The following is a 23,910-nucleotide window of genomic DNA, read 5'->3' on the forward strand; positions in this document are numbered from 1 at the left end:
GCTCAGCTGACCTCGCGGCCGCAGATCTCGTCGAGGCTCGTGCCCAGCAGCTGGGCGGTCTCGCCGTACATGGCCACCAGCTCGTGGCGCTGTGCCGGGCTCGGCAGCGCCTCGAGCCGCCACGCGAGCGCGTTGTCGCGCAGATCGGCGATCTTGACGGTCGCCGCGAGCTCGCTGGCGCGCAGGCGCTCGACGTGCTCGGCGATGCTCTCGCCCTCGCGCTTGGTCATGGCGTCGACGGCATCGATGACGCGTTTGGGGAACTTCGCGCTGACGAACTCGCGCAGCGTGATGGTGCCCCACTCGAAGACGTCGTGCAGGATCGCGACGGTGCGCAGGTCGTCGCCCTCGACGGCGAGCATGACTCGCACCGCGTGCGCCATGTAGGGGTGCCCCTGCCGGTCGACGCGGCCGTCGAACGCCTTCGCTGCGAACAGGATCGCGCGGTCGAGGTGGTCGTCGGCCATGACGCGAGCGTATCCGTTGGCTATCCTGAACACATGTCACGTGTCGCCGACCCCGCCGAGCTCGCTCGTCTGCTTCGGGGGACGTGGGCGATCCGTGCGACGACCTTCCCGTACTGGACGAACACCGAGCGCAAGAACCCGCGGGTGACGTTCGAGCTCGTGCGCAGCTCGCCGCTGCAGCTGCGCGAGGTCTACGAGTACCACCGCCCCGACAAGGGCGACCGCGAGGTCATCGCCGAGGCCGCCTGGGCGGGTCGGCACTTCTCGTGGCGCATGCTGGGCCGGTCGCGGCTGCTGGCGAGCGCCTACGTGGTCTCCGACACCCCCGCGACCCCCGACATCCTCGCCATCCACTACGGCAAGTCGGCGCTGCTGCGGCAGAGCGCCGTCACGATCCTCGCCCGGCCGCACCTCGACCCGGATGCGGTGCGCCGCGCGGTGTCGATCGACACGCACTCGTTCGAGCTCTCCGCAGAGGAGTTCTGGCGGCTGCAGTGGCTGACGCCCTACACGCCGTCGGCGCCGGCCTCCAGCGACTCCCTCGCCTGACGGACGTCCTCGAGCAGGGCGCCGATCAGCACCCAGTGCTCCGGGTGGGGCCTGGGGACCTCGATGGGCTCGGTGAGCATCGGCCCGTCGAGCGCCGGCATCGAGGTGGTGCGCCCGTCGTCGTGAGCCTGCCGGTCGACCAGCGCTCGCACCTCGTGCGCGATGCGCCGTGACTCGATGCCGATGCGGCGCACCGTGGGCTCACCGGCGATGGAGGCATCAGGCAGGAACGCCTCGCTGCGGTCGGCGATCGAGCGCGACATGCCGATCACGCGGTTGGCGAGCACCGTGAGCGTCAGCAGCAGCCGCTCGTCGCGCTCGAGCCGGTCGCGCAGGCGTCTCGTGCGGTGATTGAGCAGCGTGGAGTCCGCCAGGTCATCCATCGCCGCTCGCGTGGACTGGATGCCGTCCCGCAGCGCGCGGGCATCGGCGAGCAGGTGCTCGCTGGGTGAGCCGCTCGTGAGCGAGCGGTCGATGCGCTCGTAGGCGTCGGCGATCCCGTGCGCGAGCTCGCGCATGGCGCGCTCTGCCGGCTCGTGCTGCACCGGGGGCACCAGCACGAGATTGATCAGCAGCGCGCAGACGGCGCCGATGACGGTCTCCACGATGCGCTCGAAGCCGAACAGCGGGCCGGTGCCGGCGCCGAGCGCCAGCAGGATCATGGCGCTGATCGGCAGCTGGTTGGCAGCCATCGGGGCGAGTCGCACCAGCCGTGCCACGATCACCGCCAGCACGGTCACCGCCAGCACCATCAGCGGTCCGGGCGGCAGCACCAGGCTGGCGAGCCAGGCGAGCACCACGCCGCCGACCGTGCCGATCGAGCGCTCGATGCCCTTGCCGAGCGACTGGTTGACGCTCGGCGCCACCACCAGCAGCGCCGCGATGGCCGCGAAGATCGGCAGCTCGGTGCCCAGCAGCAGCACGCTGACGTACCAGGAGACCGCGATCGCGACGACGATCTTGAGCACCTGCAGCCAGCTCGCCTGCTGCTCGGTCCTGAGCCGTCCCAGCCAACGCATGGCTCCACGATACGCGCGCCGTGCGCGGTTCACGGGTCGGGCGGTGTTGGATGGGGGCCATGCTCGACAACGCCGCCGCGGTCCTCACGCGGCTCCTGGCCGAGAGCGGGCGCGAGCTCGTCGACTTCGCGCAGAAGGATGTGGAGCCGGTGAACGAGGGCTTCATCGTCGGCTACGCCTGCGGGGTGCGCACCCCGCAGGACACCGTCGAGCGGGTCACGATCTACGTGAACACCTCGCAGAACGCGCCCACCGACGAGCACACGGTCGAGCTGACGGATGCCGCGGGCCGGCGCCTGACCGCGTGGGTCTACCCGCAGGATCCCTCGCTGCCGTCGCTGCCGGCGGTCTCGTACCCGGAGGCCGCGGGCGTGGTGCTGGCGAAGTTCGGCATCGCAGCGGAGGGCGCGACCCTGCGCATGGAGGCGTACCGGCCCGGCAAGCGCGCTGTGCTGCGCGTCGAGACCGCCGGCGACCGCTGGTTCGCGAAGGTCGTCCACCCGTCGCTCGCGTCCACCATCCACGACCTGCACGAGCGCTTCCAGCACGCCGGCGTGGCCGTGCCGCGCTCGCTCGGGTTCTCGGATGCCGGCCTGGTGCTGCTGGGCGAGCTGCAGGGCGTGCCCGCGATCGACGTGTTCGAGCGCATCGACCGCGCGCGCTTCGCCAGCGGGCTCGACGAGCTGACCCGCCACATCTCCACGGTGCGCGTCACCATCGGTGCCCGCGAGTCGCTCGCGCGCCGCGTCGGCTGGTACGCCGAGCGCATGGAGGAGACGGCGCCGCTGTTCGCCCGGCAGACGGGCAGGCTCGCGCAGCTGGTGCGGGAGCGCTACGCCGCCACCGCGGTGCCCACGCCCGTGACCATCCACGGCGACCTGCACCTGGGCCAGATCTTCGTCGACGAGCGCGACCCCTCGGCGATCACCGGCATCCTCGACATCGACACCGCGGGCCTGGGCGATCCGGCCGACGACCGCGGCGCCCTGTTCGGGCACGTCGTGGTCTCATCGCTGGAGCGCGCGGCGACCGCCGAGTCGGCGCAGGCCCTCAGCGCCTTCGCCGACGAGCTGCAGGCCGGCTGGCACGGCGACGCGAGGGTCGCGGCGATCGCGGCCACGCACCTCCTCGGCCACGCGCTCGCCAACGCCGGCAGGGGCGAGGAGCGCGGAGCGGCCTCCGCGCAGCAGCTGCTCGAGCGCGCGCAGTCCGTGCTCGGCTAGCCACTCGCGCCGGCGGCAGGCCGCAGCCCGCTACTCGCCCAGCAGCGCCCGCACGCGCGGGATGACCTCGGTGCCGAACAGCTCGATCGAGCGCAGGTTGTCGGCATGGCTCGTGCCCGAGTCGTACTTCAGGTCGAAGCGCTCGACGCCGAGCGTCTCCACCGCCCAGACGATCTTCTGCGCGACCGTCTCCGGGCTGCCGGCGAACATCGCGCCGTGCTCGGCCACCTGCGCGTCGAACTCGCGCTCGGTCGCGTCGCCCCAGCCGCGCTCGCGCCCGATGCGGTTGCGGTAGACCATCCACTGCGGCATCAGGGTGCGCTTGGCCTCCTCGTCGCTCTCGGCGACGAAGCCGGGGGAGTGCATGCCCACGCGTCCCAGCGGCGCACCGGCGGCATCCGTGTGCCCGAACTGCTCCATCGCCTTCCGGTACAGGCCGGCGAAGGGGGCGAACTGGGCGGGGCTGCCGCCGATGATCGCGAGCATCATGTCGAAGCCGTGCTTCGCCGTGCGGATGACCGACTCGGGCGAGCCGCCCACGCCCACCCACACGGGCATGCGGCCGCCGTGCTCGGCAGCGTGCGAGCGCGGGTGCACCTGCTGCTCCGACAGCGATGAGCGCAGTCGGCCGCTCCAGGTGACGGGCTCCTCGCGCACGAGCGCGGCGAGCAGCTCGAGGCGCTCCTCGAAGAGCTCGTTGTAGTCCTCGAGCCGGTAGCCGAACAGCGGGAACGACTCGACGAACGAGCCGCGCCCCACGATCATCTCGGCGCGGCCGCTCGAGATGCCGTCGAGGGTGGAGAACTGCTCGAACACCCGCACGGGGTCGTTCGAGGAGAGCACCGTGACGGCGGTGCCCAGGCGGATGCGCTCGGTCACGCTCGAGAGCGCGCCCAGCACGATCTCGGGCGCGCTGACCGCGAAGTCCTCGCGGTGGTGCTCGCCGATGCCGAAGAACGACAGGCCGGCGCGATCGGCGGCGATGCCCTCCGCGACGACGTCGCGCAGCACCTGCGCGTGGCTGACAGGGGTGCCGTCGACGACGGGGACTGCGGCGAAGGTGTGCGCGCCGAACTCGATGCTCATGGGTGGTGTCCTCTCCACCTCGGGTCAACGCATCCGCTCGCCGCACATTCCTTCAGATTCGAACGAAGGAGGCCCGGGGCGAACCCCGGGGCCTCCTGCAACGATCGATCGGATCAGTGGTGGTGCTTCGACGCCTCGATCTCGCTGCGCGTGATCGGCTCGATGCGGTCCTCGAAGAACCAGCGCGACATGGCCGAGCGCAGGTGCGTCGCGGGGGTGATCCTGCCGTTGGCGTTCGGGCGCACCATGACGGGGGCGTAGCTCTCGTAGGCCTTGAGCTTCCACGACTGGTAGTCGTCGAGCTGCTCGTGCACCTCGACGTACTCGCCGCCCGGGAGCCTGCGGATGTTGCCCGACTCGTAGCCGTGCAGCAGGATCTCGCGATCCTTCTTCTGCAGCGCGATCGCCGTGCGCTTGGTGATCCAGTACACGATGACCGTGCCGAGGATCAGCGCCGCCTGCAGCGCCCAGGTGACCTGGAACACGTTCAGGTGGAAGTGCGTCGCGATCAGGTCGGAGGAGGCCGCTGCCCAGAGCACCGCGTAGAACCAGATGCCAGCCGCGCCGATGGCGGTGCGCGTCGGGTTGTTGCGGGGGCGCTCGGCGATGTGGTGCTCGCGCTGGTCCTTCGTGATCCACCCCTCGATGAAGGGGTAGAACATGACCAGCACGATGAAGCCGCCCAGCACCGCGATCGGCAGCAGGATGTTCCACGACAGCGTCAGCCCGAAGATCTCCGACTCCCAGCCGGGTGCGAGTCGCAGCGCGCCGTCGGCGAAGCCGATGTACCAGTCGGGCTGGGTGCCGGCGGAGACGGGGGATGGGTCGTAGGGCCCGAAGTCCCACACCGGCAGGATCGTGAAGGTCGATCCGATCGCCACCAGGAAGCCGAACACGATGAAGAAGAACGAGCCGGCCTTCGCCGCGAACAGCGGCATGATCGGCGCGCCCACGACGTTGTCGTTCGTCTTGCCGGGGGCCGCGAACTGCGTGTGCTTGTTGACGACCATGAGCACCAGGTGCACGCCGATGAAGGCGATCACGAGCGCCGGCAGCAGCATGATGTGCAGCACGAACAGCCTGGGCACGATGTCGTCGCCCGGGAAGATGCCGCCGAAGAGCAGGTACGAGATCCAGGTGCCGACCACCGGGATGCCCTTGACCATGCCGTTGATGATCGCGAGGCCGTTGCCCGAGAGCAGGTCGTCGGGCAGCGAGTAGCCGGTGAAGCCCTCCGCCAGCGCCAGGATGAAGAGGATGAAGCCGACGACCCAGTTGATCTCGCGCGGCTTCCGGAAAGCGCCCGTGAAGAACACGCGCAGCATGTGCAGGCCGATGGCGGCGACGAACAGCAGCGCCGACCAGTGGTGCACCTGGCGCATCAGCAGGCCGCCGCGGATGTCGAACGAGAGGTCGAGCGTCGAGGCGTAGGCCGCCGACATCTCGACGCCCTTGAGCGGCACGTACGAGCCGTCGTACTCGATCGCCGTCATCGAGGGCTCGAAGAAGAACGTCAGGAAGGTGCCCGTGAGCAGGATCGCGACGAACGAGTACAGGATGATCTCGCCGAGCATGAACGACCAGTGGTCCGGGAAGACCTTGCGGCCCAGTGCCGAGACCATCGTCGAGATGCTGGTGCGCTCGTCGAGGTAGTTCGACGCCTGCGCGGTGAAGGAGGAGCGCGGGGCGGTGGTGGTCATGCGCGGTTCTCCGTCTCAGCGGCCGACAGCGGCACGTGCTCGGGGTCGACGTGCTGCAGACGCTCGAAGAACGACGCCCCGATCGGCTCGGTGAAGTCGCGCTGCGCGACGAGGTAGCCCTCGTCGTCCACCGTGATGGGCAGCTGCGGCAGCGGGCGCTTCGCCGGGCCGAAGACGACCTTCGCGTGGTTCGAGACGTCGAACGTCGACTGGTGGCAGGGGCACAGGAGGTGGTGGGTCTGCTGCTCATACAGCGCGACCGGGCAGCCGACGTGCGTGCAGATCTTCGAGTACGCCACGATGCCGTCGTACGACCAGCCCTCCCGGCCAGGCACTTCGTTCAGTCTCTCCGGCGGTACGCGCACGAGCAGCACGGCGGCGAGCGCCTTCTGGTCGAGGTAGCCCTCGTTGTGGCCGATCTCGGCCAGCGGCTCCGGGATGACGTGGAAGGCGGAGCCCTGCGTGACGTCGGCGGCCCTGATGAGCGCGCCCGAGGGATCGAGCGCCAAACGCATGCCGGGGCGCCACATGGTGTGAGCGATCGCCTCGACCGCGTCCTGCGCCGGCGCGAGGTCACGGAAGAGCACGACCGCCGGCAGCGGCACGAGCGCGATGGCGCCGATGAGCGTGTTGCGGATGAGCGAGCGGCGGCTGAAGCCGGACTCCTCGTCGCCCAGCTGGAAGATCTCGACCGCGCGCGCACGGCTCGGCTCCGAGCCGCGCGTCAGGTGGCGCTCCTCGACGACCTCGTGGCTGCTCATGAGCTGGCGCGCCCAGTGCATGGCACCGATGCCGATGCCGAGCAGGGCGAGCGCGATGGAAAGGCCGAGGAACAGGTTGTTCGCGCGGACGCTCGCCATGTTGCCCAACTCGATCGGCACGGCGATGTACGCGACGATCGCGAGCACGGAGCCGAGCATCGAGAGCAGGAACCAGCCGACCACCTGGCGCTCCGCGCGGCGCTCCTTGTGGGGGTGGAGGTCGGTCTGGCGCGGGCGGTGCGGCGGCAGGCCCGGGTTCTCGAACGCATCCGACTGCTCGATGGCAGCACCGCGATCGTGGACGACCACGCTCTGCTGGTGGCCGCTGGGCTCGCGCGGAGCCGACTGGTCTTCAGCCGACATGCTGTTCCTCTCCGTCTCCTGGGCCATGGATCAGTTGGGCTTCGACGTGAGCCAGACCGTGACGGCGACGAGGCCGCCGAGGCCGAAGATCCAGATGAACAGGCCCTCCGACACCGGGCCGAGGGCACCGAGGTCGAATCCGCCCACCGACGGGTTGTCATCGAGGTAGCGCAGGTACGCGATGATCTCGCGCTTCTGCTCCGGCGCGATGTTGGCATCGTTGAACACCGGCATGTTCTGCGGGCCGGTCAGCATGGCCTCGTAGATGTGCGCGGCATCGACGCCGTTCAGCGGCGGCGCGAACTTGCCCTCGGTGAGGGCACCGCCGGCGCCGGCGAGGTTGTGGCACATGGCGCAGTTGATGCGGAAGAGCACGCCGCCGTTCGCGAGCCCCTCGTCGGAGACCTGCGAGGTGTCGAGCCACTCCTCGGCCGGTCGCTCGGGGCCGGGGGCGAGCGAGGCGACCCAGTCGCCCATCGCATCCGACTGCTCCTGCGTGAACATCGGGTCGCGCTTCAGGGCCTGCGGGCCCTGGAAGGCCATCGGCATGCGGCCGGTCATGACCTGGAAGTTGACGGATGCGGCGCCCACGCCGATCAGGCTGGTCCCGTTCTGGGTGCCCTGGGCGTTCATGCCATGGCACGTCGCGCAGTTGGCGCGGAACAGCTCAGCGCCGTCCTCGACGGTCAGCGACTGCGAGTATGCCGACTCCGGAGCGGGGTTCGCGTTCGCGATGGTGCCCACCGCAGCGGAGGCGCCACCCGCGGCGACGAGGCCGATGAGCAGCAGCGCGGTGCTCGCCAGCGGATGCCTGCGGCCGGTCTTCTTTCGTGTAGCCAACGTTGTTCACCCAACCGTTACTTGAGCCAGTAGATGACGAGGTACAGGCCGATCCAGACCACGTCGACGAAGTGCCAGTAGTAGGAGATGACGTGCGCGCTCGTCGCCTCCTTGCGAGAGAAGCGCTTGACGGCGTATGCGCGCCCGATGACGAACAGGAACGCGAAGAGGCCGCCGGCGACGTGCAGGCCGTGGAAGCCGGTCGTCAGGTAGAAGGCGGAGCCGTAGGAGTTCGACGAGAGCGTCACGCCGTGCTGGATGAGCTCGATGTACTCGAAGACCTGCAGCGTGACGAAGGTGGCGCCCATAGCGTAGGTCAGGAAGAACCACTCGATCATGCCCCACTTGCTGAACTGCAGCATGCCGCCGGTCCTGCGCGCCTGGTGGTGCTCAGCAGCGTTCGCGCCCGCCTGGGCGGTGAAGCTCGAGGTCAGCAGGATCAGCGTGTTGATGGTGGCGAAGAGCACGTTCAGCTTCTCGGCTTCGCTGGCGAACAGGTCGCCAGACATGGCTCGGAGCGTGAAGTAGATCGCGAAGAGGCCGGCGAAGAACATGACCTCGCTGCCGAGCCAGACGATCGTGCCGACCGCAACGGTGTTCGGTCGCCTGATCATCGGCGCCGAGGATGGCGACAGAGGGAGCGCAGTAGTGGACACGAGAGCCATCCTAGCGACAGATGGGCGGCTGGTCTCGACCCGACAGACAGCGTGCCGCAAAAAGATAGGCTCGAGCCATGGATCGCCTCTTGACCTGGCCAGTCGTGCTCGAGACGCTGCTGGACGGCGAGGATCTGGCGATCCGTCAGGCCGAGTGGGCAATGGCAGAAGTTGTGGCCGGAACCGCCACCGAGGCGCAGATCGCCGGCTTCCTGATCGCCCTGCGCGCGAAGGGCGTGGTGTCGGAAGAGCTGGTCGGCTTCCGCGACGCGGTGCTCGAGGCGGCGGTGCCGCTGCCGGGCGACACGCGGGTGGTCGACATCGTCGGCACCGGCGGCGATCGTCAGCACACGGTCAACATCTCGACCACCGCGAGCATCGTGGTCGCGGCGACGGGCGTGCCGGTGCTCAAGCACGGCAATCGCGCCGTGTCCTCCTCCTCCGGCGCCTCCGACGTGCTCGACGCGCTGGGCGTGGTGCCCGCAGACGACGACCCCGCGGCGGTGCGGCGCATCCTGCAGGAGGCGGGCATCTCCTTCGCGTGGGCGACCAGGTTCCACCCGGGATTCCGCCATGCCGGTCCGGTGCGCGCACAGCTGGGCGTGCCGACCGTCTTCAACTACCTCGGGCCGCTGGTCAACCCGGCTCGACCCGAGGTCTCGCTGGTGGGCGTGGCCGACAAGAGCGTGGTCGAGCAGTTCGTGGGCGTGTTCGCCACCCGCGGCGCCACGGCGCTGGTGGTGCGCGGCGAGGACGGGCTGGACGAGCTCACCACCACCGGGCACTCGGAGCTGTGGGAGGTGGCGCGCGGCGATGTGGTCGAGCACGACATCGACCCGCGCGAGCTCGGCATCCCGCGCGCCTCTCTCGATGACCTGCGCGGCGGCTCGCCCGAGCACAACGCCGACGTGCTCCAGCGCACCCTCGCGGGCGAGGGCGGCGCCGTGCGGGACATCGTGCTGCTGAACGCGGCGGCGGCGCTGGTCGCCTGGCGCCTGGACAGCGACCCCCGGCAGAAGGACCGCCCGCTGAAGGAGCGCCTCGCGGAGGAGCTCGAGACGGCCACGACCGCGATCGACTCCGGCGCGGCCACGCGCACGCTCGAGGCATGGCGCAGAGCCGCGAGCTGACGGCGCGCGACGGCGCTGCCGAGCAGCCGCGCGCGCACCGGCAGGGCACCTGGTCGTCCGAGGAGGTCTGGCACAGCTGGCCGCTGCGCTGGGCAGACCGCGCCTCGCGCTCGCTGCTGCTGGTCGCGCTCGCGCTCGGCGGGCTGCTGGCCAGCTACGGGCTGACGCTGCTGCTGCACCGCCCGCCCGCGCTGTCGCCATCGCTGACGCTGCGCGGCATCGGCGTGCTGCTGCTGCTGCTGGCGGCGCTCGTCGCACCGGCCTCGCGCGGCTACCGGGTCGTGGCTGCCTACTGCATCGTGCTATTCGCGCTCGGCAGCTCGGTCACCATGATGATGCAGTCGACCACGCTGCTGGGGGCGACCACCTACGGCGCGCTCGACGCGATCGAGTTCGCCAGCGGCGCGGCGCTCGTTGTGGCCTGGATGCTCGTGCGCATGCGGCATCCGCTCACGATCCTGATCGTCGTGCTCGGCTATGCCATCGCCGGCGCGGCCTTCTACGCCAGGGCGCTGCCGGTGCTGCGCGCCCGGCTCGCGCAGGATCCGTGGGAGGAGGCTGCCAGTGCCGCCGACGAGGCGCTCTCCCGCGCGGTCATGCTGGCGCTGCTGCTCGGCCTCGTGCTGCTGGGCTGGTGGCTGGACGGGTGGATGCGCGCCCTGCTGCCGGTCGCGAACGTCGCGGAGCCGCACGCCTCCGGCCGCGCATCGCGCACAGGGGAGCGCAGCCGCAGGCGCTACGAGGTCATCACGATGCTCGTGGGCCTCGACCTGATCGCCATCGCGGTCGCGATCTCCGCGAAGCAGCCGGTCGAGCGCGGCAGGCTCTCCGCCGGCGACGACTGGTGGGCGTCGATCGTGCTCTCGGTGGCCACCGCGCGGGTCACCATGGTGATCGTCGCGATCGCGGCAGCGGTGATCTGGATCAGCGGCCCGGAGCTGCGCGCGACGTAGCCGCCGCAGACGCGAGCGAGGGGCGGCCGCAGCCGCCCCTCGCCTCACGCGCGGATCACTCCACGTCGTCGTCGACCCAGTCGAGGGTCTTCTGCACCGCCTTCTTCCAGTTGCGGTACGTGCGGTCGCGCGCCTCCTCATCCATCTGCGGCTCCCAGCGCTTGTCCTCCTGCCAGTTCTGGCGCAGCTCGTCGAGCGAGCCCCAGAAGCCGACAGCGAGGCCGGCCGCGTAGGCGGCGCCGAGCGCGGTGGTCTCCGCCACCACCGGGCGGATGACCGGCACCCGCAGGATGTCGGCCTGGAACTGCATGAGCGTGTCATTGGCGATCATGCCGCCGTCGACCTTCAGCTCCGTCAGGTCCACGCCCGAGTCCGCGTTCACCGCGTCGACGACCTCAGCGGTCTGGAACGCGGTCGCCTCGAGCGCCGCCCTGGCGATGTGGCCCTTGTTGACGTACCGGGTGAGGCCCACGAGCGCGCCACGGGCATCCGGTCGCCAGTAGGGCGCGAAGAGGCCAGAGAACGCCGGCACGAAGTAGGCCCCGCCGTTGTCCTCCACCGACTTCGCGAGCTCCTCGACCGCGGGTGCGTCCTTGATGAGCCCCAGGTTGTCGCGCAGCCACTGGATGAGCGAGCCGGTCACCGCGATCGAGCCTTCGAGCGCGTAGTGCACGGGCTCGTCGCCGATCTTGTAGCCGACCGTCGTGAGCAGCCCGTTCTCGGAGTGCACGATCTCCTCACCCGTGTTGAAGATGAGGAAGTTGCCGGTGCCGTAGGTGTTCTTCGCCTCGCCCTGGTCGAACGCGGCCTGGCCGAAGGTGGCGGCCTGCTGGTCGCCGAGGATGCCCGTGATGGGTGTCTCGCGCAGCAGCGACTCCGAGGCGGCGACGCCGAACTCGCCCGAGGACGACATGATCTCCGGGAGCATCGACTTCGGCACCCCGAAGTCGGCGAGGATGTCGTCGTTCCAGGTGGTGGTCTCGAGGTCCATGAACATCGTGCGGGATGCGTTGGTGACGTCGGTCGCGTGCACGCCGCCGTTCACGCCGCCGGTCAGGTTCCACAGCACCCAGCTGTCGGTGGTGCCGAAGATCAGGTCACCGGCGTCGGCGGCCTCGCGGGCGCCGTCGACGTTCTCGAGGATCCAGACGATCTTGGTGCCCGAGAAGTAGGTCGCCAGCGGCAGGCCGACCTGCTTCTTGTAGCGGTCGGTGTCTCCGTCGGCCAGCCGGTCGACGATCTTCTGCGTGCGGGTGTCCTGCCACACGATCGCGTTGTAGACCGGCTCGCCCGTGTTCTTGTTCCACACGACCGCCGTCTCGCGCTGGTTCGTGATGCCGATGGCCTTCACGTTGTGGCGCGTCACGTTGGCCTTCGAGAGCGCCTGGCCGATGACCTCGCGGGTGTTGTTCCAGATCTCCATGGGGTCGTGCTCGACCCAGCCGGCCTGCGGGAAGATCTGCTCGTGCTCGAGCTGGCCGGAGGAGACGATGCTCCCGGCGTGGTCGAAGAGGATGGCGCGAGTGGAGGTCGTGCCCTGGTCGATGGCGATGACGTAGTCGTTCACCGGAACTCCTTCGTTGGGTGGTGGATGTGTTGGGTGCGGTGTGTGCGCGACGACGGAGGGAGGAGGCCCGCTCCGGCCTCCTCCCTCTCGATCAAGCGCCGGCGATCGTGGCGATCAGCAGCGGCGCGGTGGCGCCGCCGATGACGCCGCCGATGATCGGCCCGGCGACCGGGATCCAGGAGTAGCTCCAGTCGCTCGACCCCTTGCCCTTGATGGGCAGCAGCGCGTGCGCGATGCGCGGGCCGAGGTCACGGGCCGGGTTGATGGCATATCCCGTCGGACCACCGAGCGAGGCGCCGATGCCGACGACCAGCAGTGCGACCGGGAGGGCGCCCAGCGAGGCGAGGCCGGCAGGCACGCCGAGCGCGTCGTCGCCGCCTTGCGCACCGAAGCCGACGACGACGAACACCAGCACGAAGGTGCCGATGATCTCCGTGGCGAGGTTCCAGCCGTTGTGGCGGATGCCGGGGCCGGTGGAGAAGGTGCCGAGCTTGGCGCCCGGGTCCTCCTCGATGTCGAAGTGCTGCTTGTAGGCGAGCCAGCACAGCACGGCGCCCATGAAGGCACCGATGAGCTGGGCGATGATGTAGACGGGTACCGCGGCCCAGTTGACCTCGTTGCCCTGCACGAGGTCCTTCGCCAAGAGCCCGAAGGTGACGGCCGGGTTGATGTGCGCACCCGAGTAGATCGAGACGACGACACCGGCGAAGACCGCAAGGCCCCAGCCGAAGTTGATCATCAGGAAGCCGCCGCCGAAGCCCTTGTTGCCCTTCAGCACGACGTTGGCGACGACGCCGCAGCCGAGCAGCACCAGCATCGCGGTTCCGACCAGCTCCGAGAGGAATATCAGACCGAGGTTCTGATCCACAGGTCCCTGCTTTCTCTTCTCCGGGCATCATCGCCCGAACCGCCCGCTCAGGCAGTACCGACACAGTAACTGTGCTTTGCTCGGCTGTGTGCGTCCGCTGAGGATTTTCTACATAATGCGTCGAGAATCTTCAGGCTGAGGCGTAGCGTGAGGACGAAACGGACCACCGTGCTGGACCACCGGCGTCGGATCACCGCGAGGGAGAGGCCCACCGTGAAGAAGCTCATCAACGATCCCGCGAAGACCGTCGACGAAGGCGTCGCCGGATTCGCAGCAGCCCACAGCGACCTCGTGCGGGTGGTGATCGACCCGCCATTCGTCGTGGTGCGGGCCGACGCGCCCGTGGCGGGCAAGGTCGGCCTGGTCTCCGGAGGCGGCTCGGGCCACGAGCCGCTGCACGCCGGATTCGTCGGGCACGGGATGCTCGACGCGGCGGTGCCCGGTGCCATGTTCACCTCGCCCACGCCCGACCCGATCCTGGAGGCGACGAAGCAGGTCGACGCCGGGGCGGGCGTGCTGCACATCGTGAAGAACTACACCGGCGACGTGCTCAACTTCGAGACCGCCGCCGACCTCGCGCTCGCCGAGGGCATCGAGGTGCAGTCGGTGATCGTCGACGACGACGTGGCCGTCAAGGACTCCCTCTACACGGCCGGTCGCCGCGGCGTCGCGGGCACGATGCTCGTCGAGAAGCTGGCCGGCGCCGCCGCCGAACGGGGCGACTCGCTCGACCGGGTCGCCGAGATCGCGCGCACCGTGAACAGCCAGGTGCGCTCGATGGGCCTGGCGCTCGCGCCCTGCACCGTGCCGCACGCCGGCGAGCCGAGCTTCGAGCTGGGCGAGGACGAGGTCGAGATCGGCATCGGCATCCACGGCGAGCCGGGCCGCGCCCGCATCGCGCTGGAGCCAGCCGACCGGCTCGTCGACCGCCTGATCGAGCCGATCCTCGAGGACCTGCCGTTCGCGAAGGACGACCGGGTCGTGCTGCTCGTCAACGGCATGGGCGGCACCCCGATGTCGGAGCTCTACATCGTCTTCCGCCGCGCCGCCGAGGTGCTCGCCGAGCGCGGCATCGATCTCGCGCGCTCGCTGGTGGGCTCCTACGTCACGAGCCTGGAGATGCAGGGCGTCTCGATCACGCTGCTGAAGGTCGACGACGACCTGCTCGACCTGTACGACGCGCCGGTGCACACCGCCGCGCTGCGGTGGGGCCGGTGAGCGGGCTCGACGGCGCGTGGACTCGGCGGTGGATCGAGGCCGTCGTCGCCGAGATCGCCACTCGCAAGTCAGAGCTGACGGCGCTCGACCGCGCCATCGGCGACGGCGACCACGGCGAGAACCTCGACCGCGGCTTCCAGGCGGTGCTCGGCAAGCTCGATGCGCTCGATGACGCCCCGACGCCCGGCGCGGTGCTGAAGCTGGTCGCCACGACGCTCATCTCGACCGTCGGCGGCGCTGCCGGCCCGCTGTACGGCACCGCCTTCCTGAAGGCGGCCATGGCTGCCGGCGACCGGCCGGAGCTCGATGCCACCGGGCTGGTCGAGGTGCTGACCGCCGCCCGCGACGGCATCGTCGCCCGCGGCAAGGCCGAGCCGAACGACAAGACGATGGTGGATGCGTGGAGTCCGGCCGTCGAGGCCGCTGGCGCCGCGGGCGATGACGTGCGCGCCGTGCTGGAGGCGGCCGCGAGCGCGGCGGCGGAGGGCGCGATCGCGACCGAGCCGCTGGTCGCGCACAAGGGGCGCGCCTCCTATCTGGGGGAGCGGGCGATCGGGCACCGCGACCCCGGCGCGGAGTCGACCGCGCTCATCCTGCGGGTGGCGGCGGACACGCGGTGACGGTCGGACTGGTCATCGTCTCGCACTCCGCGCGCATCGCGGAGGGAGTCGTCGAACTGGCGGCCCAGATGGCGGCAGCGGTCGAGATCGTACCCGCAGGCGGCACCGACGACGGCGGCATCGGCACGAGCTTCGACAAGGTGCAGGCGGCGCTGACCGCGGCCGACTCCGGCGACGGCGTGGTGGTGCTGTGCGATCTCGGCTCTGCCGTCCTCACCGCCGAGACCGCGCTCGACCTCGCTGACGACCCCGGGCGCATCCGCATCGCCGACGCGCCGATCGTCGAGGGTGCCGTCGCTGCGGCAGTCGCAGCCGAGTCGGGGGCGAGCCTCGAGCAGGTGCTGGCGGCGGCCCAGGATCAGGCGCCCGCCCCAGCGCAGCCGGCGACCGAGCACCAGCACCCGGCTGACTCCGCCCGGTCGGCGGCGGTGGAGATCGCGCTCGCGAACGAGCACGGGCTGCACGCCAGGCCAGCCGCCGAGCTGGTGCGCACCGCGAGCGGCTTCGACGCGCAGGTGACGGTCAACGGCGTGGATGCGACGAGCATGCTGCGGGTGCTGGCCCTGGGCCTCGATCGCGGCACGGTCGCGCGGTTCGAAGCGACCGGCGCGCAGGCCGCGGAGGCCATCGCGGCGATCGAGCTGCTGGCTGCGGAGGGCTTCGGGGAGTCGTAGCCGCTCGTCAGTGCACGACGTGCGCGGCGAACTCGTCGGCCGCCGCGCGAGCGACGACGAACGAGCAGATCGGCCGGATCTGCTTGCCATCGGCGATGGTGGCGCGCAGCGCCTCATCGACGAGCGTCGAGCCGACGCCGCGGCCGCCGAACGCCCGGTCGATCTCGGTGTGCACGAAGGAGCGCACGGCCTGGTCGTCGCGGTAGTCGGCGAAGCCGGCCAGGGCGCCGTCGATGTGCGCCTCGAAGCGCCGCGCCGCTGTGTTCTCGGTGATCTGCGTCTCGCTCTGCTGCTCGCTCATGGGCGCCACGCTAGCGGCCTATTCTGAGCGGATGGCGGAGACGGGCACCTCACGACTGGCGACCGTGCTGCTGGTGGGCCTCACCGTCGTGTGGGGCTCGACCTTCTTCCTCATCAAGGACCTCGTCGAGCACGTGCCCTCGCTCGACTTCCTCGGTGTGCGGTTCCTGCTCGCCGCCGCCATCATGACGGCGATCGCGTGGCGCAGCATCGCCCGACTGGGCCGCCCGCTGCTGCTGCGCTCCGCGGTGCTGGGGCTGCTGTACACCGCGGCGCAGATCCTGCAGACGATCGGGCTCGAGACCACGGCGGCCTCGGTGAGCGGGTTCCTGACCGGGGTCTACATCGTGCTCACGCCGCTGATCGCCGCGCTCGCCTTCCGGCAGCGCATCGAGACGAGCACCTGGATCGCTGTAGCGGTCGCGGCCGCAGGCCTCATGGTGCTGACGCTCACCGGCATCTCCTTCGGCCTCGGCGAGGCGCTCACGCTGGGCGGCGCGCTCGCGTACGCGCTGCACATCATCGCCACGGCCCGCTGGGCGCGGGTGGAGCACGCGCTCGGCATCGCGATCGTGCAGCTGTGGGTGATCGGCATCGTCTGCTTCGCGGGCGGCGTGCCGGACGGCATCACGCTGCCGGCGACGGGGGAGCAGTGGGCGTCGATGCTCTACATGGTGGTGTTCGCCTCGATCGCCGCGATGTGGGTGCAGACCTGGGCGCAGGCGCAGATCAGTGCGACGCGCGCCGCCGTCATCATGACCGCCGAGCCGGTCTGGGCGACCGCCTTCGCCGTGGCGTTCGGCGGCGAGGCGATCACCTGGCGGCTGGTCGTCGGCGGCGGCATGATCCTCGGCGCCATGTACGTGGTCGAGCTGCTCGCGGCACGCAGCCCAGCGCGCCGCGATGAGCCGCCCACTGGCGCGATCGACGCGCCCGTGCGCATGCCGGGCGAGTGAGCGCGGCGCGGAGACGGCACGCGGCTGGGTGGGGCATGCTTGTCGCATGCAACTGGACCCGCGTCGCATCCTGATCTTTCGAACGGTCGCGCGCGAGGGCTCCGTCTCCGGCGGCGCTCGCGCGCTCGGCTGGACGCAGCCGGCCGTGAGCCAGCACATCCGCCTGCTCGAGGAGGAGGTGGGCCAGGCGCTGCTGCTGCGCTCGTCGACCGGTGTCACGCTGACGGAGGCGGGCGAGCGGCTGCTGCGGCACGCCGATGCGATCGCCGGGCTGCTGGGATCCGCCGAAGCAGAGCTGACCTCGCTCGCGGAGGGCGCGGGCAGCGTCACGATCGCCGCGTTCCCCTCGGCGCTGGCCGACTTCGTGCCGCGTGCGATCGCCGCGGCGCGGGTCGCGGTGCCGGAGCTCACCGCGCGCGTCATCGAGCTCGAGCCGCCGGAGGCGATCGAAGCGGTGCTCGCCGGCGACGCCGACATCGCGGTCGCGTTCGAGTACGACGAGCTCCACGACGACGTGCAGCTCGCGCGCCTCGAGCTCGGCAGCGACCCCTCGCGCATCGTGCTGCCGCTCGATCACGAGCTGGCCGGCGGCGGCCCCGTCGACATCGCCGCGCTCGCCGGCTCCGACTGGGTGGGCGGCTGCGAGCGGTGCCGCGCGCACCTCGAGTCGCTCGCCGCCGACGCCGGCTTCGCGCCCAGGATCCAGTTCGAGACCGACGACTTCGTCGCCGCGCAGTCGTTCGTGGCCGCGACCGGCTCCGTGACGCTGCTGCCGGCGATGGCGCTGCGGGTGCTCACGCGCGACGACGTGGTGGTCGCTGCCCTCTCCGACGGCTCGGGGCGCACCGTCTCGCTGCGCTACCGCCACGGTGCGGAGCGCGTGCCGGCGGTCAGCACCGTGCTCGAGGCGATGCAGACGCTGTGGAGCGAGAGCGTCGCCTGAGTCGCTGACCGCTCAGCCGTGCGCGGCCGAGATGCGGGCGGCGGGCGCGAGGCCATCGGCCGCCAGCTCGCCCAGCGCGATCCGCGCCAGCGCGCCCGCATGCGCCTCGCACGAGTCGATCAGCGGCACGGCCGAGTCATCGGCGCCGATCAGCAGCATGATCTCGGTGCACGCGAGCACGATCGCCTCGGCGCCCTCGGCCACGAGCGCGGCGATCGCGTCCCGGTACACGGCACGCGACGCATCCGTCACCACGCCCTGGGTGAGCTCGTCGAAGATGATGCGGTCGAGCTCGGCCTGCGCGCCAGCGACGGGGACGACGACGGCGATGCCGTGCTGTGCCAGCCGGTCGGCGTAGAACGGCTCGGCCATCACCCACTGCGTGCCCACGATGCCGAGCGTGCGCGCGTCGGCGCGACCGGCCGCATCCGCCACCGCATCGCCGATGTGCACGAGCGGCACACCGATGCTCGCCTCGACGGCGGGCGCGACCTTGTGCATGAGGTTGGTCCCGATCGCGATCGACCCCGCGCCGGCGCGCTCGAGCGCGGCTGCCTCGCGTGCCAGGATCTCGCCCGCCGCCGCCCAGTCCTCGCGCAGCTGGCAGTCGCGGATCTCTGCGAAGTCGAGGCTCGAGAGCAGCAGCCGTGCGGAGGCGTGCCCGCCGCGCTCGGCGGCGACCCGCTCGTTGATGGCGCGGTAGTACTCGATCGTGGAGTGCCAGCTCATGCCGCCGAGGACGCCGATGGTCTCGCCGGCGGCACGGTGCGGGGTGTGCTCGGCTGCGGTGACGTGCTGCATGCCATCGATCCCACCAGGCTGGGGGATAGAAGTCCAACCTGTGTCTCTGATGATTGCTATTTGGTGCGGTAATAGCCAGAGGTCGTCCGGGTCGCGGTGCTCGGCAGCGGGGCGGTCGGCGCGGGAGCGCCAAGGCCCAGCCGCTGCTGCAGGCTCACCGCCAGCAGCGCCTGGGCGCCCACGTAGGGGATGAGCACGCAGAAGGTGCGCAGCGGGTCGGGGATGTCGATCACGAACAGGCCGATGCCCAGCACGAGATCGCTCGCCAGGAAGAGCAGCCCGCCGAGGAGACCCGCGGTGTCGATCGCGGCGAAGGCTGCGACGGCCGCCAGCACGAAGGCGTAGAGCAGCACGGGGATCGCCAGCGCGCCGGCGTTGATGGCGATCAGGACGCCGGCGATGAGCGCGACGATGGCGTAGCCGATCGCAGCCGGGCTCCACGCCAGCGAGCGCTTGCGGGTCGGCCAGAGCGCGAACAGGTAGGCGATGTGACCGAGCAGGAACAGGCCCAGCAGCACGATCGTCATGCCGGTGGTGGCGCCGAAGCCGTCGCCCAGCGCGCACAGGACGATGGCGGCGAGGTGCCAGCGGCCGACCGGATGCCGCAGCGCGCCGATCAGCGCGAGCGCGATCGCGATGGGCGGCAGCAGCAGCCACATCAGCACCGTGCGCACCAGGTTCAGCATGTCGGCGTTGCCCACGCCGATGCCGATCAGCGCCGCGGCCAGCAGATTGACCGCGAGCACCACCGCGGCGACGAGCAGGCCGGTGCGCAGGGCACGGGGCAGCGGCATCGCGGGCATGTGCCCATCGTTCCACGACCGGCGCCGACGGGGCGGGTGCTCCTCGCGGCGGGTCGCCGTGTCGGGTCGCCGTGTCGGCGGGCGATGGCAGAGTGGGCGCGTGCACGACAACCCCTTCAGGCCCGGATTCGGCATCTCGCCGCCCATGCTGGCGGGTCGGGATGCGCTGCTCGACGAGTGGCGCGAGGTGTTCGGCCTGGGCGCGTGGTCGCCGTATCGCGCCGCGCTCGTCACCGGCATGCGCGGCGTCGGGAAGACCGTGCTGCTCAACGCGGTGGAGGATCTCGCGCTCGCCCACGACTGGACGGTGGTGCACGGCACGCTGCACGCCGGGCTCGTCGACCTGCTCGAGCACGACCAGCTGCCGGCGATGCTGCTGGCGCAGGACCCGGATGCGGTGCGGCACGAGATCACGAGCGTCACGGTCGCGCAGGTGGGCGGCCTGCGCACCGAGTCGACGGCGCGCTACGAGCGCGAGCCGCGGCTCGAGAGCATGTTCGCCCGGCTCGTCGAGCTCGCGGAGGGTCGCGGCGCCGGTGTGCTGGTCTCGCTCGACGAGGTCGCGATCGAGTCGCTCGACCAGCTGCGCCGCATCGCGATCGCGGTGCAGCACCTGATGCGCGAGGATCGCCGGATCGCGATCGTCGCGGCCGGCGTGCCCGCTTCGATCGCCGCCGCGCTCGACGCCGACGGGCTCACCTTCTTCCGCCGCGCACAGCAAGTGCGCCTCGACACGCTGACGCTCGCCGAGACCCGCGCCGCCATCGCCGAGCCGGTGCGCAGCCGCGGGCGCACGATCGGCGAGGCGGCGCTCGACCGCGCCGCGAGGGGCAGCGAGGGCTACCCCTACCTCGTGCAGTCCATCGGCGCCCGCGCGTGGGAGTACACGCCCAGCACCTCGGAGATCACGACGGATGCGGTGCAGCACGCCGTCGAGGTCGCGCACGCGGCCATGGGGGAGAGCGTGATCGTGCCGGCGCTGCGGGGGCTCTCGGCCCGCGACCGCGACTACCTGCTGGCGATGGCCGAGGACGACGGGCCGGCCTCGACGGCCACGGTCGCCGAGCGCATGGGTGCCACCAGCGGCAACGCCGGCCGGCAGCGCTCGCGGCTGCTCGACGGCGGCATCATCATCGCGCCCGAGCGCGGTCGGGTGGAGTTCGCGATCCCGCGCATGCGCGAGCACCTGCGCGCACATCCGCAGGACGCGCAGCTGGGCCTGCCCACCAGGGCTCGCGAGACCTTCCGCGACTGACCGCCGATCGGATACGATCGTCGGCGTCAGGCATCGCATCCCACCCGGTGCCGGTCTCGAGAAAAGGGACCACGCGCATCCGCGCGCGACACACATGGACCCCATCGATGAGGTTCCGTGCCGTGTCGCCAGAGCGCCGCGCCGTCGAGCCTCCTTCTCTGCCGGAGAGCCCCATGACTGAGCCCACCACCACCGTCTCGGCCGCCATCGCGGCCGAGCTCGAGCAGCACGCCAGCGATGTCTTCGCGCTGATGGGCAACGGCAACGCCTGGTTCCTCGACGCCGTCGTGCGCCGCGGCGCCATGCAGCTGACGACCGTGCGCCATGAGGCGGCCACGGTCGCCGCCGCCGACGCCTTCTACCGTGCGAGCGGACGGCTCGCGGTCGCGACCACCACCTACGGCCCCGGCTACACCAACGCGATCACTCCGCTCGCCGAGGCCGCGCAGGCACGCACCCCGCTCGTGCTGGTCGTCGGCGACCAGCCCACCGGCGGCCCCCGCCCGTGGGATGTCGACCAGGCCGCGATCGCCGACGCCGTCGGTGCGGGCACGATCGTGGTCGGCCGCGGTGACGCGCGGTCGGCGACCCGTCGCGCGATCGAGATGGCACTGCTCGAGCGCCGGCCCGTCGTGCTGGGCATCCCGTACGACGTCGCGCACGCGGAGCTCGAGGGCGACGGCGTGCAGGCAGCATCGCTCGATGCAGCCTCGACGCCGTTCGTCTCGATCGACGCCGAGCAGCTCGCCGAGGTCGCGCAGGCCCTCGCCGAGGCGCGTCGGCCGCTGCTGCTCGCGGGCCGCGGCGCGCACCTGGCCGGCGCAGCGGAGGCGCTGCGGGAGCTCGCAGCTCGGCTCGGCGCCCGCATCGCCTCGAGCGCGCTCGGCAGCGGCATCTTCGCCCCCGACCACCGCCACCTCGGCATCTGCGGCGGCTTCGCCTCCGACCGCGCGGCGGAAGCGATCGAGCAGGCCGATGTCGTGCTGGTCGTCGGCGCGGGCCTCAACCAGTTCCAGATGCGCTTCGGCGAGGCCTTCGCGCCCGACGCCCGCGTCGTGCAGGTCGACATCCTCGAGGCCGCAACGAATCCCCGCGTCGACGAGCTCGTGCGCGGCGATGCGCGACTGGTCGCCGAGGCGCTGCTGGCGCTGACCGCGGCGGAGGGCACCGCGGAGCGCACCTCCGAGGGCGGCGGCCGCCAGGGCGACGAGGGCTGGGCGGCGGCAGGCTTCGGCGACGTCACGGGCGTGCACTTCGAGCGCGAGCCAGGCGATGCGGCAGCACCTGACGGCCGACTCGACCCGCGCAGCCTGTTCCACGCGCTCGAGCGCATCCTGCCCGCCGACCGCGTCATCGTGCAGGACGGCGGCCACTTCATCGGCTGGGCGCCGACGCACCTCAGCGTCGCCGACCCCGAGCGGCTGCTCATGGTCGGCACCGCGTTCCAGACGATCGGCCTCGGCCTCCCGAGCGCGGTCGGCGCCGGCGCCGCGCGCCCCGAGTCGACCATCGTGCTGGTCTCCGGCGACGGCGGAGCGCTGATGGGGCTCGCCGATCTCGACAGCGTCGTGCGCACCGTGCGCCGCGGCGTGGTGGTGCTCGTCAACGACGCCGCCTATGGCGCCGAGGTGCACCAGTACGCCGTGCGCGGCGTCGCCGAGGAGCCGATGCTCATCGAGCAGGTCGATTTCGCAGCGCTCGGCCGCGGCCTCGGCGCGACCGCCGCGGTCATCGAGACGCTGGACGACCTGCGGCAGCTGCAGGACTGGCTCGCCGCGGGCGAGGACGGCGTCTTCGTCGCCGACTGCCGCGTCAGCCAGCAGGTCGTGGCGCCCTACATCGTCGAGATCCGCGAGGCGGCGATGCGCGCCGCCGCCGCGAACTAGCGGCGGGGCCGCCCGCGGGCCGCGCCGCCCGCGGGCCGCGCAGCAGACCGCTGCCGCAGACCGCTGCCGCAGACCGCTGCCGCCGGCCGATGCCGCCGGCCGATGCCGCAGACCGCTGCCGCTGGCCGCTGCCCCCGGGGAGTGACGGGTCGGTGCAGGAGTGACGCGTCACTCGTGCATCAACGCCTCACTGCTCTCCTGGGCCGGGCGCCCGGGCTGGGCCGGGGCGGGGGTTTCGGGGCGAGACAGCGGCATGGCTGTGGAGAGGAGAATCGCTCGTGCGGGGGGCATGTGGCAGGTTCCGCCCATGCAGAACGAACTTCCTGAGAGTCTGCGGGCGCGCGGCTTCACCGTGGTCGAGGCCCGCGCGCAGGGCGTCCCGCCAGGGACACTGCGCAACGGGAGCCTCGCGACTCCGTACCGCGGCATCCGCACGGTCGAACGACCGAAGACCCTCGTCGAGCGTGCCGCGGCGTTCGCGCCGCTGCTGCGGCCGTGGCAGGCGCTCGGCGGCATCTCGGCTCTGGCGACGCTCGGGTTGCCGGTGCCGTGGCGGATGGGCTCCGCCAAGACGGTCGAGGTGGTCTCGGCGACGGGGCGCGGCTACCCCAGTCGTGCCGGCGTTCGCGTGCGGCGGATCTCGGTCGAGCGCTTCGAGGCGTGGGAGATCGACGGTCTGCGCGCTGCCGCCGCCCCGCTGGCGTGGGCGCTGATGGCTGGGCGCTGCACGGTGCACGAGCTCGTCGTCATCGGCGATGCGATCGTCTCGAACGCCGACAACTACCCCGATCGGCGGCTGCCGGGGCCGCTCGCGACGCTCGACGAGCTGCAGGAGGTCACCGAGCAGCGCGGCGGGAAGCTGGGCGCCGCGTCGCTGCGGGCAGCGCTGCCGCGCATTCGCGAGCGCGTCGAGTCGCCTCGCGAGACCGACATGCGGCTGTTCATCGTCGATGCGGGGCTGCCTGAGCCGGAGGTGCAGGCGGCTGTGCACGACCCACAGTCGGGCCGGCTGCTCGGACGCGCCGACCTCATGCATCGCGAGGCGCGCGTGGTGGAGGAGTACGAGGGCGACGGCCACCGGTCCAAGCAGCAGTGGGATCGCGACATCGAGAAGTATCGCGAGTTCGCGCGCATTGGGCTGCATGTCGTGCGCGCGACGAATCGGGACTTCGTGCCGAGTCCGGAGCGCTGGCTGCTCGACCTCGAGGCTGTGCTCGACCATCGCTCGCTGCCGCCGCTGAGGAATGACGGATCCAAGCAGGAGTGATGCGT

General features: G+C 71.3%; 24 protein-coding genes. 12 read left to right on the forward strand and 12 right to left on the reverse strand.

The window, feature by feature from the left end; all coding sequences use genetic code 11:
• Positions 1-2 precede the first annotated feature (2 nt).
• Positions 3-467 carry a phosphohydrolase gene (locus tag J1M46_RS03715; protein WP_206446591.1) on the reverse strand — a complete coding sequence of 155 codons (465 nt, stop codon included), beginning with the start codon at positions 465-467 and terminating at the stop codon, positions 3-5.
• Between the two features lie 33 nt (positions 468-500).
• On the opposite strand from J1M46_RS03715, the gene J1M46_RS03720 reads away from it, so the two are divergent.
• Positions 501-1,016 carry a hypothetical protein gene (locus J1M46_RS03720; protein WP_206446592.1) on the forward strand — a complete coding sequence of 172 codons (516 nt, stop codon included), beginning with the start codon at positions 501-503 and terminating at the stop codon, positions 1,014-1,016.
• Here the strand turns inward: J1M46_RS03720 and J1M46_RS03725 are convergent.
• A complete protein-coding gene (locus tag J1M46_RS03725) occupies positions 974-2,035 on the reverse strand; it encodes an FUSC family protein (RefSeq protein WP_206446593.1) in 1,062 nt (353 codons plus the stop codon). The two genes, J1M46_RS03720 and J1M46_RS03725, sit on opposite strands and share 43 nt — an antisense overlap.
• A 59-nt stretch (positions 2,036-2,094) precedes the next feature.
• Here J1M46_RS03725 and J1M46_RS03730 point away from each other — a divergent pair, with 59 nt between their 5' ends.
• Positions 2,095-3,258, forward strand: coding sequence for a phosphotransferase family protein (locus J1M46_RS03730; RefSeq protein ID WP_206446594.1), 1,164 nt, complete (start codon positions 2,095-2,097; stop codon positions 3,256-3,258).
• 30 nt (positions 3,259-3,288) lie between these two features.
• Here J1M46_RS03730 and J1M46_RS03735 read toward each other — a convergent pair whose 3' ends face one another.
• From J1M46_RS03735 to ctaE, 5 genes are all read right to left on the reverse strand, one after another.
• On the reverse strand, positions 3,289-4,344 hold the full coding sequence (locus J1M46_RS03735) for an LLM class flavin-dependent oxidoreductase (RefSeq protein WP_206446595.1): 1,056 nt from the start codon (positions 4,342-4,344) through the stop codon (positions 3,289-3,291).
• 113 nt (positions 4,345-4,457) lie between these two features.
• Positions 4,458-6,044 (reverse strand): cytochrome bc1 complex cytochrome b subunit, encoded by a 1,587-nt coding sequence (gene qcrB, locus J1M46_RS03740; protein WP_206446596.1) that lies wholly within the window; start codon positions 6,042-6,044, stop codon positions 4,458-4,460.
• Positions 6,041-7,168 (reverse strand): cytochrome bc1 complex Rieske iron-sulfur subunit, encoded by a 1,128-nt coding sequence (qcrA, locus tag J1M46_RS03745; protein ID WP_206446597.1) that lies wholly within the window; start codon positions 7,166-7,168, stop codon positions 6,041-6,043. The genes qcrB and qcrA overlap by 4 nt, the downstream gene beginning before the upstream one ends.
• 30 nt (positions 7,169-7,198) lie before the next feature.
• Positions 7,199-8,008, reverse strand: coding sequence for a cytochrome bc1 complex diheme cytochrome c subunit (gene qcrC, locus J1M46_RS03750; protein WP_241249001.1), 810 nt, complete (start codon positions 8,006-8,008; stop codon positions 7,199-7,201).
• Between the two features lie 17 nt (positions 8,009-8,025).
• Complete coding sequence (gene ctaE / locus J1M46_RS03755) at positions 8,026-8,622, reverse strand: aa3-type cytochrome oxidase subunit III (protein WP_241249002.1); 597 nt, start codon at positions 8,620-8,622, stop codon at positions 8,026-8,028.
• 119 nt (positions 8,623-8,741) lie between these two features.
• Here ctaE and trpD point away from each other — a divergent pair, with 119 nt between their 5' ends.
• The gene (gene trpD / locus J1M46_RS03760) at positions 8,742-9,794 is read left to right on the forward strand and encodes an anthranilate phosphoribosyltransferase (protein ID WP_206446599.1); all 1,053 of its coding nucleotides are present in this window, start codon (positions 8,742-8,744) and stop codon (positions 9,792-9,794) included.
• Positions 9,773-10,747: a hypothetical protein gene (locus J1M46_RS03765; RefSeq protein ID WP_206446600.1), complete on the forward strand. Its 975-nt coding sequence runs from the start codon at positions 9,773-9,775 to the stop codon at positions 10,745-10,747. Before trpD ends, J1M46_RS03765 begins: the two co-directional genes overlap by 22 nt.
• Before the next feature lie 55 nt (positions 10,748-10,802).
• On the opposite strand, the gene glpK is transcribed toward J1M46_RS03765, so the two are convergent.
• Positions 10,803-12,314 carry a glycerol kinase GlpK gene (gene glpK, locus J1M46_RS03770; RefSeq protein WP_206446601.1) on the reverse strand — a complete coding sequence of 504 codons (1,512 nt, stop codon included), beginning with the start codon at positions 12,312-12,314 and terminating at the stop codon, positions 10,803-10,805.
• A 91-nt stretch (positions 12,315-12,405) separates the two neighbouring features.
• Positions 12,406-13,131 carry an MIP/aquaporin family protein gene (locus J1M46_RS03775; protein WP_241249294.1) on the reverse strand — a complete coding sequence of 242 codons (726 nt, stop codon included), beginning with the start codon at positions 13,129-13,131 and terminating at the stop codon, positions 12,406-12,408.
• A 264-nt stretch (positions 13,132-13,395) separates the two neighbouring features.
• Between J1M46_RS03775 and dhaK the strand changes: the two genes are divergently transcribed.
• The 3 genes from dhaK to dhaM are packed head-to-tail and all read left to right on the forward strand — an operon-like array spanning position 13,396 to position 15,694.
• On the forward strand, positions 13,396-14,400 hold the full coding sequence (dhaK, locus tag J1M46_RS03780) for a dihydroxyacetone kinase subunit DhaK (RefSeq protein ID WP_206446603.1): 1,005 nt from the start codon (positions 13,396-13,398) through the stop codon (positions 14,398-14,400).
• Positions 14,397-15,020, forward strand: coding sequence for a dihydroxyacetone kinase subunit DhaL (gene dhaL, locus J1M46_RS03785; protein WP_206446604.1), 624 nt, complete (start codon positions 14,397-14,399; stop codon positions 15,018-15,020). Before dhaK ends, dhaL begins: the two co-directional genes overlap by 4 nt.
• Positions 15,017-15,694, forward strand: a complete 678-nt coding sequence (gene dhaM, locus J1M46_RS03790; protein ID WP_206446605.1) for a dihydroxyacetone kinase phosphoryl donor subunit DhaM — start codon at positions 15,017-15,019, stop codon at positions 15,692-15,694. The genes dhaL and dhaM overlap by 4 nt, the downstream gene beginning before the upstream one ends.
• Positions 15,695-15,701: 7 nt before the next feature.
• Here the strand turns inward: dhaM and J1M46_RS03795 are convergent, their stop codons facing one another.
• Positions 15,702-15,995 (reverse strand): GNAT family N-acetyltransferase, encoded by a 294-nt coding sequence (locus J1M46_RS03795; RefSeq protein WP_206446606.1) that lies wholly within the window; start codon positions 15,993-15,995, stop codon positions 15,702-15,704.
• A 31-nt stretch (positions 15,996-16,026) separates the two neighbouring features.
• On the opposite strand from J1M46_RS03795, the gene J1M46_RS03800 reads away from it, so the two are divergent.
• Both J1M46_RS03800 and J1M46_RS03805 read left to right on the forward strand, forming a co-directional pair.
• Positions 16,027-16,950 carry a DMT family transporter gene (locus J1M46_RS03800; RefSeq protein WP_206446607.1) on the forward strand — a complete coding sequence of 308 codons (924 nt, stop codon included), beginning with the start codon at positions 16,027-16,029 and terminating at the stop codon, positions 16,948-16,950.
• A gap of 46 nt (positions 16,951-16,996) precedes the next feature.
• Positions 16,997-17,893, forward strand: coding sequence for a LysR substrate-binding domain-containing protein (locus J1M46_RS03805; protein WP_206446608.1), 897 nt, complete (start codon positions 16,997-16,999; stop codon positions 17,891-17,893).
• A 12-nt stretch (positions 17,894-17,905) separates the two neighbouring features.
• Here J1M46_RS03805 and J1M46_RS03810 read toward each other — a convergent pair whose 3' ends face one another.
• Both J1M46_RS03810 and J1M46_RS03815 read right to left on the reverse strand, forming a co-directional pair.
• Positions 17,906-18,694, reverse strand: a complete 789-nt coding sequence (locus tag J1M46_RS03810; protein WP_206446609.1) for an aspartate/glutamate racemase family protein — start codon at positions 18,692-18,694, stop codon at positions 17,906-17,908.
• Positions 18,695-18,750: 56 nt separating this feature from the next.
• Positions 18,751-19,497 (reverse strand): lysoplasmalogenase family protein, encoded by a 747-nt coding sequence (locus tag J1M46_RS03815; protein ID WP_206446610.1) that lies wholly within the window; start codon positions 19,495-19,497, stop codon positions 18,751-18,753.
• 100 nt (positions 19,498-19,597) lie between these two features.
• Here J1M46_RS03815 and J1M46_RS03820 point away from each other — a divergent pair, with 100 nt between their 5' ends.
• The 3 genes from J1M46_RS03820 to J1M46_RS03830 all read left to right on the forward strand — a co-directional run bounded on the left by J1M46_RS03820 (position 19,598) and on the right by J1M46_RS03830 (position 23,905).
• A complete protein-coding gene (locus tag J1M46_RS03820; RefSeq protein ID WP_206446611.1) occupies positions 19,598-20,752 on the forward strand; it encodes a hypothetical protein in 1,155 nt (384 codons plus the stop codon).
• Positions 20,753-20,925: 173 nt separating this feature from the next.
• Positions 20,926-22,638 (forward strand): thiamine pyrophosphate-binding protein, encoded by a 1,713-nt coding sequence (locus J1M46_RS03825; protein ID WP_206446612.1) that lies wholly within the window; start codon positions 20,926-20,928, stop codon positions 22,636-22,638.
• A 307-nt stretch (positions 22,639-22,945) separates the two neighbouring features.
• Complete coding sequence (locus J1M46_RS03830) at positions 22,946-23,905, forward strand: hypothetical protein (protein ID WP_206446613.1); 960 nt, start codon at positions 22,946-22,948, stop codon at positions 23,903-23,905.
• The last annotated feature ends 5 nt before the right edge of the window (positions 23,906-23,910 follow it).

Origin of the sequence: Agrococcus sp. KRD186, from assembly GCF_017168255.1 — a bacterium.
Lineage (GTDB): Bacteria > Actinomycetota > Actinomycetes > Actinomycetales > Microbacteriaceae > Agrococcus.